15 protein-coding genes are annotated in these 14,071 nt (G+C 42.7%); 5 read left to right on the top strand and 10 right to left on the bottom strand.

Annotated elements, in window-relative coordinates:
• Positions 1-20: 20 nt before the first annotated feature.
• Together ACSSVW_RS05410 and ACSSVW_RS05415 are read right to left on the bottom strand one after the other, a co-directional pair.
• A complete protein-coding gene (locus tag ACSSVW_RS05410) occupies positions 21-653 on the bottom strand; it encodes a hypothetical protein (RefSeq protein WP_065978034.1) in 633 nt (210 codons plus the stop codon).
• A 59-nt stretch (positions 654-712) separates the two neighbouring features.
• Entirely contained in the window at positions 713-1,195 is a 483-nt protein-coding gene (locus tag ACSSVW_RS05415; RefSeq protein WP_036970820.1) for a DUF2947 domain-containing protein, read from the bottom strand.
• Between the two features lie 61 nt (positions 1,196-1,256).
• Here ACSSVW_RS05415 and ACSSVW_RS05420 point away from each other — a divergent pair, with 61 nt between their 5' ends.
• The 3 genes from ACSSVW_RS05420 to ACSSVW_RS05430 are packed head-to-tail and all read left to right on the top strand — an operon-like array spanning position 1,257 to position 3,586.
• Positions 1,257-1,496 (top strand): DUF1653 domain-containing protein, encoded by a 240-nt coding sequence (locus ACSSVW_RS05420; protein ID WP_182396136.1) that lies wholly within the window; start codon positions 1,257-1,259, stop codon positions 1,494-1,496.
• Positions 1,497-1,548: 52 nt separating this feature from the next.
• Positions 1,549-2,397, top strand: coding sequence for an AAA family ATPase (locus ACSSVW_RS05425; protein ID WP_036970821.1), 849 nt, complete (start codon positions 1,549-1,551; stop codon positions 2,395-2,397).
• A 1-nt stretch (position 2,398) separates the two neighbouring features.
• Entirely contained in the window at positions 2,399-3,586 is a 1,188-nt protein-coding gene (locus ACSSVW_RS05430) for a vWA domain-containing protein (RefSeq protein WP_036970823.1), read from the top strand.
• A 105-nt stretch (positions 3,587-3,691) separates the two neighbouring features.
• Here ACSSVW_RS05430 and ACSSVW_RS05435 read toward each other — a convergent pair whose 3' ends face one another.
• The 4 genes from ACSSVW_RS05435 to tkt all read right to left on the bottom strand — a co-directional run bounded on the left by ACSSVW_RS05435 (position 3,692) and on the right by tkt (position 8,295).
• Entirely contained in the window at positions 3,692-4,864 is a 1,173-nt protein-coding gene (locus ACSSVW_RS05435) for an NRAMP family divalent metal transporter (RefSeq protein ID WP_454179042.1), read from the bottom strand.
• Positions 4,865-5,122: 258 nt separating this feature from the next.
• Entirely contained in the window at positions 5,123-5,479 is a 357-nt protein-coding gene (gene hpf, locus ACSSVW_RS05440) for a ribosome hibernation-promoting factor, HPF/YfiA family (RefSeq protein ID WP_036970825.1), read from the bottom strand.
• A 182-nt stretch (positions 5,480-5,661) separates the two neighbouring features.
• Positions 5,662-5,973, bottom strand: coding sequence for a pyrimidine/purine nucleoside phosphorylase (gene ppnP, locus ACSSVW_RS05445; protein WP_036970827.1), 312 nt, complete (start codon positions 5,971-5,973; stop codon positions 5,662-5,664).
• 330 nt (positions 5,974-6,303) lie between these two features.
• On the bottom strand, positions 6,304-8,295 hold the full coding sequence (gene tkt, locus ACSSVW_RS05450; protein ID WP_036970828.1) for a transketolase: 1,992 nt from the start codon (positions 8,293-8,295) through the stop codon (positions 6,304-6,306).
• Positions 8,296-8,562: 267 nt separating this feature from the next.
• Between tkt and metK the strand changes: the two genes are divergently transcribed.
• Positions 8,563-9,714, top strand: a complete 1,152-nt coding sequence (gene metK, locus ACSSVW_RS05455) for a methionine adenosyltransferase (RefSeq protein WP_036970829.1) — start codon at positions 8,563-8,565, stop codon at positions 9,712-9,714.
• A gap of 281 nt (positions 9,715-9,995) precedes the next feature.
• Here metK and ACSSVW_RS05460 read toward each other — a convergent pair whose 3' ends face one another.
• The 3 genes from ACSSVW_RS05460 to ACSSVW_RS05470 all read right to left on the bottom strand — a co-directional run bounded on the left by ACSSVW_RS05460 (position 9,996) and on the right by ACSSVW_RS05470 (position 12,641).
• Entirely contained in the window at positions 9,996-10,400 is a 405-nt protein-coding gene (locus ACSSVW_RS05460; protein ID WP_036970830.1) for a diacylglycerol kinase, read from the bottom strand.
• Positions 10,401-10,468: 68 nt separating this feature from the next.
• Positions 10,469-11,155 carry an START domain-containing protein gene (locus ACSSVW_RS05465; protein WP_180311367.1) on the bottom strand — a complete coding sequence of 229 codons (687 nt, stop codon included), beginning with the start codon at positions 11,153-11,155 and terminating at the stop codon, positions 10,469-10,471.
• Positions 11,121-12,641, bottom strand: a complete 1,521-nt coding sequence (locus ACSSVW_RS05470; RefSeq protein ID WP_036970831.1) for a CYTH and CHAD domain-containing protein — start codon at positions 12,639-12,641, stop codon at positions 11,121-11,123. The genes ACSSVW_RS05465 and ACSSVW_RS05470 overlap by 35 nt, the downstream gene beginning before the upstream one ends.
• Before the next feature lie 213 nt (positions 12,642-12,854).
• Between ACSSVW_RS05470 and ACSSVW_RS05475 the strand changes: the two genes are divergently transcribed.
• Positions 12,855-13,454: a TIGR04211 family SH3 domain-containing protein gene (locus tag ACSSVW_RS05475; protein ID WP_036970833.1), complete on the top strand. Its 600-nt coding sequence runs from the start codon at positions 12,855-12,857 to the stop codon at positions 13,452-13,454.
• A gap of 109 nt (positions 13,455-13,563) precedes the next feature.
• On the opposite strand, the gene ACSSVW_RS05480 is transcribed toward ACSSVW_RS05475, so the two are convergent.
• Entirely contained in the window at positions 13,564-14,046 is a 483-nt protein-coding gene (locus tag ACSSVW_RS05480; protein WP_036970835.1) for a winged helix-turn-helix transcriptional regulator, read from the bottom strand.
• Positions 14,047-14,071 lie beyond the last annotated feature (25 nt).

A 14,071-nucleotide genomic window follows, 5' to 3' on the forward strand; every position in this document is an offset into this window, starting at 1 on the left:
AACACTCCTTCGCGGTTAAATTAAGTCAAAGGGCGTTTTAAATTACGCCAATTTATATTGCTTGCTAGTAGCATTTCTCTTAATGACAAACGCTTAGGTGTAATCCGTTTATTAAGTTGCCATTGATGGCCACAACAGGCTGCTGCCATCACTGCTTTTGACGGTTTTAATAACTGCGCTGGCGCGTGTTCTAATGACTCACCGGATAACGTAAACCAACCAAGCTCATTACAATGTACCTTATTGTCGCTTACTTGATCTAAGCTGTCTATGCGCACGGTGGTACATTGCCCGTCATTAATTAGCACGGGGACAATTAACCCACGCTTAGCATATTGACTATAAAAGTCTTCTGATGCACTTTTGCTATATACAGGCGGCGTAGTTTTTTGTTTTTCGAGCCAGCTGCCATTTTGTGAATCAAGCTGTAAAGGCGCATCACCACTGACTATCCGTATTGCTAGTCGCTCTATGTAATAAGGCAAACTTGCCAATAAGCGTCTAAGCCTTGCCGCATCAGGTTCATCGACCAAACGCGGGATTTCTCGAGCATAAAACGCATTACATAACTGTGCATACAAAGCCCGTTCGGCATCAGTTTGCCAAATTTCGGCTTGTGGCGACGGTTCGCTCTGTGGATTAGAAATAGACAATGCCCGCTCTTATAAAACAATTGCTTGACTGTTTTATAGCATAGAGCGTTAATTGAGCGCTACTTTACTGCGCCTTTTTTACCCAGCTTAGCATTGCCCGTTTCTAAAAATTGCACGACTGCATCGCGTTTTTTGCCCATTAACAAACTGCCATCGGCTAAAAACATAAAGTTTTGCCAGCAACGTTTAAACACTGCAAAGCTAGTTTCAATAATATTGTCGCGCGCCATACAAAAATACACGGTGGTGTTGGCTTCCCAATCAAGGTGCGCCAAGATTGCCTCGGGGAGTTGTTCTTCGCCAGCTTCCCACGCATTTTCCCAATTAATGGTTTCGGTAAAGCTGTCTTCTTTGCCACACCAATCTGTTTTATCGAAAAAATCTGGGTGATCATGCTCGCGGCTCACCATGGTAGACCAAAGTACAGCGGCACGTTCGCTGGTCATTGGTTTGATTTGCTGCGCATCTGCTGCGTTAATTGGCATGTCTTTATGGCGAAAAACCCATGCTTTTTTGTATTCATCTAACGAAATATAATTCATAGTGTTGACAGTTTATTTAGCATTAAAAAGTGCAAAACGTAATTATACAAGAGATCAAAACATGACTACAGCAATAAAAACTCATCCTCTCAAATCAGGCATATACCAGCATTACAAAGGCCCAAAATACAAAGTAGAGTATGTCGCCACTCACAGTGAAACCGAAGAGCCACTCGTTATTTACCAAGCACTGTATGGTGAGTTTGGTATGTGGGCACGCCCACTCAGCATGTTTTTAGAAACCGTTGAGGTAAACGGCAAAACAGTCCCACGCTTTGCATACCTTTCAGACGCAGAATAACTATGGCATGATAGCATTATTAATCACTGCTCAGACCAGATAAGGTGACATCGTGCTTTTTAATTCAACCGACAACTACATTGCCAGTAACTCATTAAAACAAGCGGTTAACGCAGCCATCTTGCTCGAAAAACCTCTGCTTATAAAAGGTGAGCCCGGCACAGGTAAAACCATGTTAGCCGAGGAGCTTGCAAAAAGCTTAGACACCACGCTTATTCAATGGCATATCAAATCGACCACCAAAGCACAGCAAGGCCTATACGAATATGATGCAGTGTCACGGTTGCGCGACAGCCAGTTAGGTGATGAGCGCGTTCACGACATTAGTAACTACATTGTAAAAGGTAAATTATGGCAAGCCTTCACCTATGGAGAGCAACATAATAAACGCCCCGTATTGCTGATTGACGAAATCGACAAAGCCGATATCGAGTTTCCAAACGACTTATTGTTAGAACTCGATAAAATGGAGTTTCATGTTTATGAAACCGGTGAGCGCGTTATTGCCAAGCACCGCCCTATTGTTATTATTACCTCAAACAACGAAAAAGAGCTGCCTGATGCCTTTTTACGTCGTTGTTTTTTCCACTACATCGACTTTCCATCGAGCGACGAAATGGCACAAATTATCGATGTACATCACCCGCATGTTAAGCAAGACTTGGTACGCGAAGCACTTGAAGTATTCTTTAACCTGCGCGATGTAAATGGCATAAAGAAAAAGCCCTCAACCAGCGAGTTACTCGATTGGTTAAAATTATTGATGGCTGAAGATATCGATGCCAAAACACTGCATGATAAAAGCCAAAAAGGCGGCCTAATGCCAATGTTTGGTGCGCTATTAAAGAACGAGCAAGACATTAGCCTCATCGAAAAACTTGCTTTTATGAGTCGTCGTTAAGATGTTAATTGCGTTTTTCTTTAAGTTACGTGAATACCGCTTACCCGTGAGTCTGCGTGAGTTACTTGATTTGATCAACGCGCTCAAGCAAGGGGTCATTTTTGCCGACGTAGACGCGTTTTATTACTTAGCGCGTACCATCATGGTCAAAGACGAAACTCACTTTGACCGGTTTGATAAAGCCTTTGCCGATTACTTTAGCGGGGTTGCTGACCTTGATTTACTCGAAAGCTTAAAACAACAGCATAACCTGCCTAACGACTGGTTGCGCAAAGAGTTTGAAAAACACTTAACAGACGAAGAAAAAGCACAGTTAAAAGCGATGGGTGGCCTCGATAAACTTATGGAAGCCCTGAAACAGCGCCTTGAAGAACAGCAAAAACGCCATGCTGGCGGCAACAAATGGGTTGGCACTGGCGGCACCTCGCCGTTTGGCGCGTATGGCTTTAACCCAGAAGGCGTGCGTATTGGTCAAGACGGTAATCGTAACCGCCGTGCTGTAAAAGTATGGGATAAACGGACATACCGCAACCTCGACAGTGACCGCGAAATTGGCTCTCGCACCATTAAGCTCGCGCTTAAAAAACTGCGTAAATTTGCCCGCACCGGGGCTAGCGACACTCTCGATTTAACCGAAACCATTCGTGCTACTGCAAAACAAGGTGGCATGCTCGATGTTAAAATGGCACCCGAGCGCCACAATGCCGTAAAAGTGCTGATGCTGTTTGATATTGGCGGCTCAATGGATGATTACATTCATACCTGTGAAGAATTATTTAGTGCTGCACACAGCGAGTTTAAGCATCTCGAGTTTTACTATTTTCATAATTGTTTGTATGAGCATGTTTGGCAAGACAACGAGCGCCGCCACTCAAATGTGATTGATACCATGACCTTGATTAACAAGTTCACCAGTGACTACAAAGTCATTTTTGTTGGCGATGCCACCATGGGTCCTTACGAAATAGCCTACCCTGGTGGCAGTGTAGAACATTGGAATGAGGAACCCGGCAGCGCCTGGCTAAACCGCATAACAAATCACTTTGATAAAGTCGCTTGGCTCAACCCACAACCCGTTGAGCACTGGCGTTACTATCAATCGATTGATTTTATAAAACAGTTAATGAACAACCGCATGTATCCACTCACCTTAGATGGCATAAGTAATGCGATTAGGGAATTGAGTTAGCCTAGATTGTAGGCGCGATTTTATATCGCGCAATACTAAAAATTGACTTGGGATCAACCCACTGCTGACACACAATGATGCTGGATTTCACTTCGCTCAGGCAAATTAGGTAAACTTCCAAACCAAAAACACCAACGCAAAGCCCACTAAATAAACCAAACCCAGCCAGCTTAGAGTGCGAATTAAGGGGGAATGCACAATACTTGGCTCTGAGCGCACTAAACTAAAGTTAAGCCATGCAAATACTGGGGTGGTAACAAAGGCGAGAGTCATGGCAAACGTAAGCATTGGGCCAAGTGCCGATTTAAAGAATAAAATGATTGCCATGCCAGAAAATGCTTGCAGTAAAAGCCACATATTTAAACTGTGTTTGGACTGTTTTACAGGCAATAATTTGTGCGATTCATTTAAGGTTCTGGCGTAGCCGTCAACCACGGTAAGCGTGGTACCAAACATACATAAAAAAGCGATACCCGACACCAATGGCCTTGCCCACTCCCCCATTGTAAGGGCGTACATATCAATAAGCTGTTTAGCAAACGCCACCCCGCCTAATTGCACGGCTTGTACATGTCCGTATTGCACTAATACACCAAGCGAGAAAAACACCAAAGCTAGGGCTGCGGTAAGCCAGTAGCCTAAATTAAAATCAAATAAACCTTGCTGCTTAGTAATAACTTGTTGCTGCTGCTTTTCTTTAAGCCAAAGTGAACTAATCGCTGAGATTTCAATAGGAGCTGGCATCCAGCCCATTAGCGCCACCATAAACCCTAGCATTGCAAGCTCATACGGCGACGGGCCCACGTAGTCAGCAGGAGCCATAAGACCATTATTAATTGCCACCACCAAAGCAGCCACAGTTGTAACAGTAAGCAGCACCATAATGATTTTAGACACGTTATCGAGCGCCTTAAAATGCCCCAACAACAAAATAAGTAAACAAACAGCCAAAATAATCCAACACAACAAGGTCACCGAAATGGTGACCGGCAGTGCGTAATGTAATAGGCTGGCTGTTAAAAGTAGTACCCCTGCGGTATTCACTATTGCTGCCACAATATTTAACGCAATAAAACTGTAAAAGTAACCCGGCCCTTTTTGCTTGTAGCCCTCAACTAAACTTTGTTTAGTTGCAAGGGTGTATTCCATACCAAATCGAAAGAATGGGTACTTAAGTACATTCACAACAATAATTAGCCAAAATAGTTGCCAGCCAAATAACGAGCCAGCCTGCGTCGACGCCACCAAATGTGAGCCACCAATCGCCGCTGTGGCCATTAATATGCCAGGGCCAAGTGCATTAAGTTTAGATTGCCAATGTGATACTGCTGATTGCATATGCTTTATGTGTTTTATTCTTAGTTACAAGCAACTTACAGCGTTTTAGATGAGATTGGAAGACACTCTTTGTTTCTGAGTTCTAGGGTTAAGTTGTCAGTTTATAAAACCAAAAAAGCCAAACATATTTATGTTTGGCTTTCTCTTGTTCGAGGTTTTGCGCTAAATTTTTGTGGCTAACACTTAGCGTCTAATTTATTAGCTTAAATTCATTTCTTGAATAATCTCATGGGCGATTTCCGGCGTTGTGCTCACCGGTTTTTCATGTAGTTTAGCTTTCATTTGCCCTTTACGATGTTTTAGCGATGCATCGAGTTTTTTAGCTGCATTTGCAAGTGCTGGGTACATCACTTCATCTTCTCCTTTAACTGATAAACGTGCACCTTCATAAATAGTGCTGATCTCAGCTTGATACTTGTGATGTTCTTTTGAAAGAATAATATCGAGAGATATTAACGATGGAAAATGGCTAGCAATTTTTGAGAATTTCTCGTTGATATGAGCTCTAACAGCCTCAGTAACGTCAACATGATGACCAGAAATATTAATCTTCATAGGGTATCCTTTTTTCTTGTTACCTCATAGTTAGTATTGGGGGCGATTTGAATTAACACAAGCGAAAATCAAAGATAATTAGTAATTGATTGTAACCACACATGATTTAGATCATGCTCTGCGGATAAAATATGCAAAAGCCCGTATTACACGGGCTTTATAGAAAGGTTATCAACTGCTCATTAAGTGTACGAGCAACAATAATCAGCAAAGTCAGTTACCTTTACGCGAAAGGTAACATTGGCGTCTACATTAAACGAATCTCCAGCCTTCATGGCTTGCCACTCAGTTTCGCCTGGCAGTAACACTTGCCACTCTCCCGCGAGTAACTCCATGTGCTCTTTTTGATTTGTGCCAAACTCAAATTCTCCTGGTTGCATAAAACCTAGTGTTTTAGTACTGCCATCGGCAAAAAGTACAACACGGCTCGAAACTTTACCATCAAAATAGACATTCGCTTTTTTTACAACACTTACACTGTCAAACTGAGTCATACTCACTCCTGTTATGTTTTATAATCTTCTTTATTTCAGCCTGCCCGAATTTTAAGTAAGCAGCAACTGAAGATTATTCAATTAAACTCTATATGTGAGCTGATTTTTTATTATCTTTTATAAACTGAGCAATTAAAAAAACAAAGAGAGTGCCTATGTGTTCACCAAAACACTAAAAACGCCCCTACGGTATAAAGTACCCAAGTAGCAGTGATAATTATTGCTGATCTGTCGGGTAAATATCGAATCTTTTGACTGGCAGCAAAAATCCATCAAAAAGCCCGCGCAGTGCTAAGACCGCGCGGGCTTTTAAATTTTAGCGACTAAAGCTTAGAACAAAGCGTTTGCTTTGTTTACGATGTTTTCAACCGTGAAACCAAAGTGCTTGAATAACTCACCAGCAGGTGCTGACTCACCAAATGTCGTCATACCTACTACTGCGCCATTTAGGCCTACGTATTTGTACCAGTAGTCTGCAATGCCCGCTTCGATAGCTACGCGGCGTGTTACGCTTGCTGGTAATACGCTTTCTTTGTAGGCTGCGTCTTGCTCATCAAACAAGTCAGTTGAAGGCATAGAAACCACACGTACTTTTTTGCCTTGTGAACGAAGCTCTGCAGCGGCGTCTTGTGCAAGCTGTACTTCTGAGCCCGTTGCAATAAGGATAAGCTCAGGCTCACCATCGCAACTCAGTACGTAACCACCTTTTTTCACATCGCTTAACTGTTGTGCAGTACGCGTTTGTTGCTCAAGACCTTGACGTGTGAAGATCAATGACGTTGGGCCATCTTTACGCTCAATCGCTTGTTGCCATGCAATTGCAGACTCAACTTGGTCACACGGACGCCAGTTAACAAGATTAGGCGTTAAACGCATGCTTGCAATTTGCTCTACTGGTTGGTGCGTAGGGCCATCTTCACCCAGACCAATTGAATCGTGCGTGTATACAAAAATGCTTGGTTGCTTCATTAATGCAGCCATGCGTACCGCATTACGCGCGTATTCCATAAACATTAAGAATGTTGCGCCGTAAGGAATAAAGCCTTTGTGCAGTGCAATACCATTCATAATTGCCGACATACCAAACTCACGGACACCGTAGTAGATGTAGTTACCGCTTGCGTCGTCTGCTGTTACGCCTTTTGAACCATCCCAAATTGTTAAATTTGAACCAGCAAGGTCAGCTGAGCCGCCCATAAACTCTGGTAATAATGGACCAAATGCATTCAGTGCATTTTGTGAAGCTTTACGTGTTGCAGGGTTTGCAGGGTTTGCTTGCAGCTCTTCGATGTACGCTTGTGACTTTTCAGCCCAATCTGCTGGCAATTCGCCATTTGTACGACGCTTAAATTCTGCTGCTAGCTCTGGGTGTGCATTTGCGTATGCCGCAAACTTTTCGTCCCAGTTTGATTCTAGCTGTTGGCCCTTTTCTTTTGCGTCCCATTCGCTGTAGATATCAGCGGGGATTTCAAATGCTTCGCCTGTCCAGCCTAAGAACTCACGTGCCGCTTTGATCTCATCATGACCAAGTGGAGCACCATGACAGTCATGACTACCCGACTTATTAGGTGAACCGTAACCAATCACTGTTTTACAACAAATTAATGATGGCTTGTCGGTAATACTACGTGCTTCTTCGATTGCTGCACGGATGGCCTCTGGGTTATGGCCATCAACATCACTCACTACGTGCCAGCCATATGCTTTAAAACGTGCAGGAGTGTCGTCGCTGAACCAACCTTCTACTTCACCGTCGATAGAGATGCCGTTGTCATCCCAAAACGCAACAAGTTTACCCAGGCCTAATGTGCCCGCTAATGAACAGGCTTCGTGAGAGATACCTTCCATTAAACAGCCATCACCCATAAACGCATAGGTAAAGTGATCAACAATGTCATGGCCTTCACGGTTAAACTGAGCAGCAAGCGCTTTTTCAGCAATTGCCATACCTACCGCATTTGTGATCCCTTGGCCTAATGGGCCCGTAGTGGTCTCAATACCTGGTGCATAGCCATACTCTGGATGCCCTGGTGTTTTTGAATGCATTTGACGGAAGTTTTTAATTTCTTCAAGTGGTAAGTCGTAACCACTTAAATGTAGTAGAGAATAAATCAGCATCGAACCGTGGCCATTTGAAAGAATAAAGCGATCACGGTCTGCCCACTCTGGGTTCGTCGGGTTGTGCTTTAGATAATCGCGCCATAGTACTTCTGCGATATCTGCCATGCCCATAGGGGCTCCAGGGTGGCCAGAGTTGGCCTGTTGTACTGCGTCCATTGATAAGACGCGAATAGCATTTGCAAGTTCTTTGCGAGATGGCATGAATTCTCCTACCTTTAATGTATTTGCGCTGGTTGTTTGTTAAGCCCCATTCTTACTTATTGTATGGGTGCAGTGCAATTAAAAATCCGTATTAAATGGGTCTATTACCACTGTTTATTAAGAACGAAATGTTATTAGTAATTTAAAATAGACGTCTAGGCGTAAAATAACTATGCAAACATAATTGTTTTAGATAAAATACGCCCCTTAATTTTTTAGCGCTATTACCGACGTTAGTGAAGCGCAATATTTGTGAGCAGAAATACAATGGCAAAACATTTATTTACTTCTGAATCTGTATCTGAAGGTCATCCGGATAAAATCGCGGACCAAATCTCTGACGCGGTTCTAGATGCTATCTTAGAGCAAGATTCTCATGCCCGTGTTGCATGTGAGACTTACGTTAAAACTGGTATGGTTATGGTGGGTGGTGAAATCACTACTAGCGCGTGGGTTGATATCGAAGAAATTACACGTAAAACTGTACGTGAAATCGGTTACACGCATTCAGACATGGGTTTTGATGCTGACTCGTGCGCAATCCTAAACACTATCGGTAAACAATCTCCAGACATCAACCAAGGTGTTGACCGTGCACGTCCAGAAGACCAAGGCGCGGGTGACCAAGGTTTAATGTTTGGTTATGCATGTAACGAAACAGACGTTTTAATGCCTGCACCAATCACGTATTCACACCGTTTAGTTCAGCGTCAAGCACAAGTTCGTAAAAGCGGTGAGCTTAACTGGTTACGCCCAGATGCAAAATCACAAGTAACATTTGCATATGAAAATGGTAAGCCGGTAGGTATTGATGCTGTTGTTCTTTCAACGCAACACTGTGATTCAATCTCACAAAACGACCTAGTAGAAGCGGTAATGGAAACCATCATTAAGCCGGTTCTTCCAGCAGAGCTTATCTCTAGCGCAACGAAATTCTTCATCAACCCAACTGGCCGTTTCGTTATCGGTGGCCCAATGGGTGACTGTGGTCTGACTGGCCGTAAAATCATCGTTGATACATACGGTGGTATGGCGCGTCACGGTGGTGGTGCTTTCTCTGGTAAAGATCCATCTAAAGTTGACCGTAGCGCTGCATACGCGGCACGTTACGTTGCTAAAAACATGGTTGCTGCAGGTCTTGCTGACAAGTGTGAACTTCAAGTTTCTTACGCTATCGGTGTTGCAGAGCCAACATCTATCAGCATCGAGACATTTGGTACAGGTAAATTAGAAGAAGCACGTCTAATCGAATTAGTGCGTGAGCACTTCGACCTACGTCCTTACGGCTTAATCCAAATGCTTGATCTTGAGCGTCCTATCTATCAACCGACTGCCGCTTATGGTCACTTCGGTCGTGAAGAGTTCCCTTGGGAGCGTACAGACAAAGCAGACGCACTTCGCGCAGCTGCTGGCCTGTAATAGGGTATACAGACTGAAAAAGCGCCATTTTGGCGCTTTTTTTGTGTTTAATTTTTTACTCTAAATTTTTATACCATTGCGCTTAAATAAGTGGTCTATTTTGAGGCAATAAAACCGCATTGATAACAAGGCAAAAATTTAGTTATTTAGTTGTTCTCAGCAATTGCTCCTGCATTGCTCTACCTCCTGCATCCATGCTGTCGTAAATCAGATATTTTTAACGCAGATAGCGACTGGTTTAATCGCTCAAAATGATTAAGTATTATTGCGATTGGTATTAATTACAGTAACGTCATTATCTTTTCATACATCGCCACCAGCCAAACCAGTGCTAAAATAACCAATGACAAGGTCACCGCTGCCGAGGCCATATCCTTTGCGCGCCCAGACAGTACATGATATTCAATCCCCACTCTGTCAGTCAGCGCTTCGATGGCCGAATTGAGTAGTTCAACAATCAACAGTAATAAATACGGAATAAACAACACGAGCCAATGAGTCAGTGACTGCGCCAGAAAAACCGATAACGGTAATAAACACACCCCTAAATAAATTTCTGAGCGAAAAGCTGACTCTTCTTTAAATGCGGCCTTAAAACCTTTAATTGAGCACCTTGTGGCTTTTAAAATACGTCCAATACCAATGCCGTTGGGTTTATTGACCAAGGGGATTTTGGGTTCTTTCATGCTGTTCCTAGTACGAATAAACTTCGCAGATAATATTCATAAATACCTAAAATGTCATCTTCGCTTTACTAAGATAAGCACTTTCCTGGCACACTTGGGGGATTTGTCCGTGAAAACGCATTCTTTTTTAGCTGTTCACGCAATGCTTGTAATGACTTAAACACACTTTTTAAAGATACTTTATTACTTAACCAATGCGGAATAGCACCGCTTGGGTCTGCATACGCTTGGTGGGTAATCAGTAAGTTATTTTGCTGTTGCTCTAAGCGCCAATAAGCGGTGAGCTCTTTAATACGCACCACCCCTTTTACCAAGGGTTTAACGTGGGGCTGGCTGGTAATTTTAAGCTCGGTTTTATTATCGCTTAAGGTGTGATAGCAAGAGTAACTCACTAAATCACGATCAGAAACCGGCCAAGGCGAGTTAAAGCGCGTATAAACGAGCGTCTCTGCGGGGCTAAGCCGCTCTATTAAGGTTACACTTTGAACATTTTCGAGCCAATTTGGCGCGTTGTCGGTGTCGCTTAGTAAGGCCATAAAGTCATCTGCCTTGGTATCTTCAACAACCACAGATGCATTAATTTCGATAATGCCACTGTCATGTTTTTGATACGTGACCTTTATACCTTCTTGCTGCTTGTAAGTATGCCATTCTATTGGGGTCGCGACAGTTGAACAACTAAACCACGCTAACCCAATGAATAGCCAACGATTCACAGATTTATAACCAGTAGGGATCAGTATTGAATGAGGCATGACGACTTTGTTCCATGGCGCTCACTAAAAATTCTGACTTTTGCTCGAGCCACGTTTGAATTTTTGCTAATTCCTGATCGTCTTGTCCTGCACACAACTGCTTTAAATACTCAAGAGTACTGAGCTCGTAAATACCATGCGAAATATCTAACCAAGGAATACGAAACTCGCTTCTGTCGTCTTTATTAAATAATGCCCCCAAACAGTTACCACTTAACAGAGAGTTTTCTAGACGAGTACGCAACGATAAATAGTCTTTATCACTCAGTGCTTGTTGTTCAGGAATAAGCTCATGCATATCGTGCCAATCTTTTGCAAATAAGCGCTTGGCTATATCTGCTACTGGTTTTTCAGCAGCTTGGAACTCTGCCTGCCCCCACGACTTACGCCATTGCTTTTCAATCAACCAGGTGGTCAATTGCAACAGCAAACGGTTGTAACGGGTGCTGTGAAATAACGCTTTTACATCGTCAATACTCGGCTGAAGCTCTTTTAGGTCGTTAATCACTTGAGTTAGCTCTGGTGCGCTATTAATTTTTTTATAATAGGCGTGACGTTTTGAGGTATAGGTTTTTAACTGAATGGCGTTTTCTACCCACGCCAACTCACTCAGCAACCACTTTAACTCAGTACGTAATGACTCTGTATCATCCTTACTAACAATATCATCGAACAGCCAAAAGGTGTGGCGAATTAATCGAATGCCATCAGTGACTCGTTTCAAGGTTTTTAAGCTCGGCTTGATGAAGTAACAGGCTTCATGCTTTTGTACAAAGCGAATCGCGTAATTTATCCCTGCGACCAAAGCTTGTTCTTGTGTGGCCTCTTTTTTAAGAGGCACAAACCCAATCGATTTACTTGCTTTTAGTGGGGTGTTATCAGCTAAGCCATAACCTCGTGCAGCTTTCGAATATAGCCCAAGACGCACATTACATTCGCTAACCAGTTTATCTGCAAGGGCAAATAACTCGTGGCGACTGCCTTCAATTAATTCCACTTCAAGCTCAGAGATCAGCTCAACTTTACCTGACGCTGCAATTTCACCTTTATCAAGTACAACCTCAATTTTAGCTCCACTGTTGGTTTCGATTAACCACGTGCGACGAATAAAGTTAGTACTAAAAATAGGATACAGGTTGTCGGCAATCGCATTAACTTGCATGCCATGCGGCCAAATTGTGGCATCAAAAGCCATTAAATCTGGGCGACCACCTTCTAAAGGTAAGTTATATTCTGGACGTTGATGTAATCCACCTACAACTTCGCCAGCGAGTTTAATCGTTTGCTCGCACTGGTTATCACAGCAGCGGGTACGCAAACCAATATCCAGTGCGCGTAACTCACGACTTGGCGTGTCATAGTAAGCATTTTGTAAGCTGCGTGACGGTTTATTTGTAACGGTTTTTGCAAATTGAGTAATTAATGCGGGGATCAGTGGAACAACGGCATCTGACACCAAAAACTTCAGTTCTATCTCAGTATCCATTCGTTTTGCGGAGTACATTTAAAATAAATAAGTGCTCAAAATAAACAAAGCAGCTACTTAATGCAAACTTTTTCCTGATTTTTACCCTCAAACCCTGTCTTGGATTACAATATCAGCCTTGCTATTAATAGTTGAAATCCCTACTATCTCTATACATTACGTATTTAAAAATTTGACCATTTTTGGGCAAGGTTACATTAACAAGGTAGATTGATGTTAAAACAGTGTATTTTTGGGCTGCTCCTATCAGCCGCCACTTTCATTAGCTATGCAGAAGAAGCGCCTACAAGCGACAACGGAAACACCGCATACATAGTCGACAACCTCTATACCTTTATGCATTCAGGCCCGAGTAAAAACTACCGTATTTTGGGGTCAGTTGATGCAGGTACTCAAATTACCTTGTTATCAGAAGAAGATAATGGTTATTTTAAAATTCGCGACGACAAAGACCGCGAAGGCTGGGTAGAAACGAAGTTTATCAGCGAGAACGCCGGTATCCATCAGCAATTTCAAGCTCTGAATAACGACATGACCTTGATGCAAGAGCAATTACGCCAAGCAGAAATTGAACTACCGCAATTACAAGAACAAAACAGAACCCTCACTGAGCAAAACCAAGCGCTAAGCGAACAAATTGAAAAACTAAAAAGCACCATAGAATCTGAGCGCAACGTGAAACAATTAGCCAGTGCCAAAGAAAAACGCCAACTATTAACTTACGGCGGCGCTATTGCATTTATTGGTTTATTACTTGGTATTATTTTAACGATTATGCTTTCACGCCGTAAACGTTATGATGGTTGGGCGTAATAATAGCAACCCGCAATAATAGTTAATCATTCTTAGGGATTGATTAAGCGGTGGGTATAACCCAGCAAAAAATCTTCATAAAAAAAGCACCGTTTGGTGCTTTTTTTGTTTAGATATCGAATCTTAAACCGCTATCTTGTTTTATCTTTTCGATCACCATATAGGTGTGGTGCGTACCAACACCGGGAATATCAACCAAATCACCCAAAACTTGGCGATATTCGTCCATATCAGAGACTCGCACTTTTAATAGGTAATCGTATCCGCCTGCCACCATGTCGCACTCGACCACTTGTGGAATATTTAAAATATATTCTCTGAACACTTTAAACACTGAGGTATTTGAGGTCACTAACGACACTTGCACATGAGCCAACAAACTTTGATTAAGCTTGGCTTCGCTTAACTTTGCATAATACCCCTCAATGTAGCCCTCTTGCTCTAAGCGCTTAACACGGTCAAGGCATGGACTCGGACTCAAATTCACCTGTTTTGCCAGGTTTACGTTCGATATTCTGCCATTTTTTTGCAGAGCGTCTAAAATTGCTAAATCGATACGATCTAACATGCGTAATCTATTCGGGTTAGTCATAACAGAATTTTATGCGGCTAAGTTA

The organism is Pseudoalteromonas sp. MBR-15 (assembly GCF_053628915.1).

Excerpts from the sequence above, each read along its gene's own strand:
- ACSSVW_RS05460 (WP_036970830.1), bottom strand. The coding sequence starts at position 10,400 with ATGAAAGAACCCAAAATCCCCTTGGTCAATAAACCCAACGGCATTGGT.
- ACSSVW_RS05435 (WP_454179042.1), bottom strand. The coding sequence starts at position 4,864 with ATGGCCACAGCGGCGATTGGTGGCTCACATTTGGTGGCGTCGACGCAG.
- metK (WP_036970829.1), top strand. The coding sequence starts at position 8,563 with ATGGCAAAACATTTATTTACTTCTGAATCTGTATCTGAAGGTCATCCG.
- ACSSVW_RS05480 (WP_036970835.1), bottom strand. The coding sequence starts at position 14,046 with ATGACTAACCCGAATAGATTACGCATGTTAGATCGTATCGATTTAGCA.
- ACSSVW_RS05430 (WP_036970823.1), top strand. The coding sequence starts at position 2,399 with ATGTTAATTGCGTTTTTCTTTAAGTTACGTGAATACCGCTTACCCGTG.
- tkt (WP_036970828.1), bottom strand. The coding sequence starts at position 8,295 with ATGCCATCTCGCAAAGAACTTGCAAATGCTATTCGCGTCTTATCAATG.
- ACSSVW_RS05465 (WP_180311367.1), bottom strand. The coding sequence starts at position 11,155 with ATGCCTCATTCAATACTGATCCCTACTGGTTATAAATCTGTGAATCGT.
- ppnP (WP_036970827.1), bottom strand. The coding sequence starts at position 5,973 with ATGACTCAGTTTGACAGTGTAAGTGTTGTAAAAAAAGCGAATGTCTAT.
- ACSSVW_RS05475 (WP_036970833.1), top strand. The coding sequence starts at position 12,855 with ATGTTAAAACAGTGTATTTTTGGGCTGCTCCTATCAGCCGCCACTTTC.
- ACSSVW_RS05415 (WP_036970820.1), bottom strand. The coding sequence starts at position 1,195 with ATGAATTATATTTCGTTAGATGAATACAAAAAAGCATGGGTTTTTCGC.
- hpf (WP_036970825.1), bottom strand. The coding sequence starts at position 5,479 with ATGAAGATTAATATTTCTGGTCATCATGTTGACGTTACTGAGGCTGTT.
- ACSSVW_RS05420 (WP_182396136.1), top strand. The coding sequence starts at position 1,257 with ATGACTACAGCAATAAAAACTCATCCTCTCAAATCAGGCATATACCAG.
- ACSSVW_RS05470 (WP_036970831.1), bottom strand. The coding sequence starts at position 12,641 with ATGGATACTGAGATAGAACTGAAGTTTTTGGTGTCAGATGCCGTTGTT.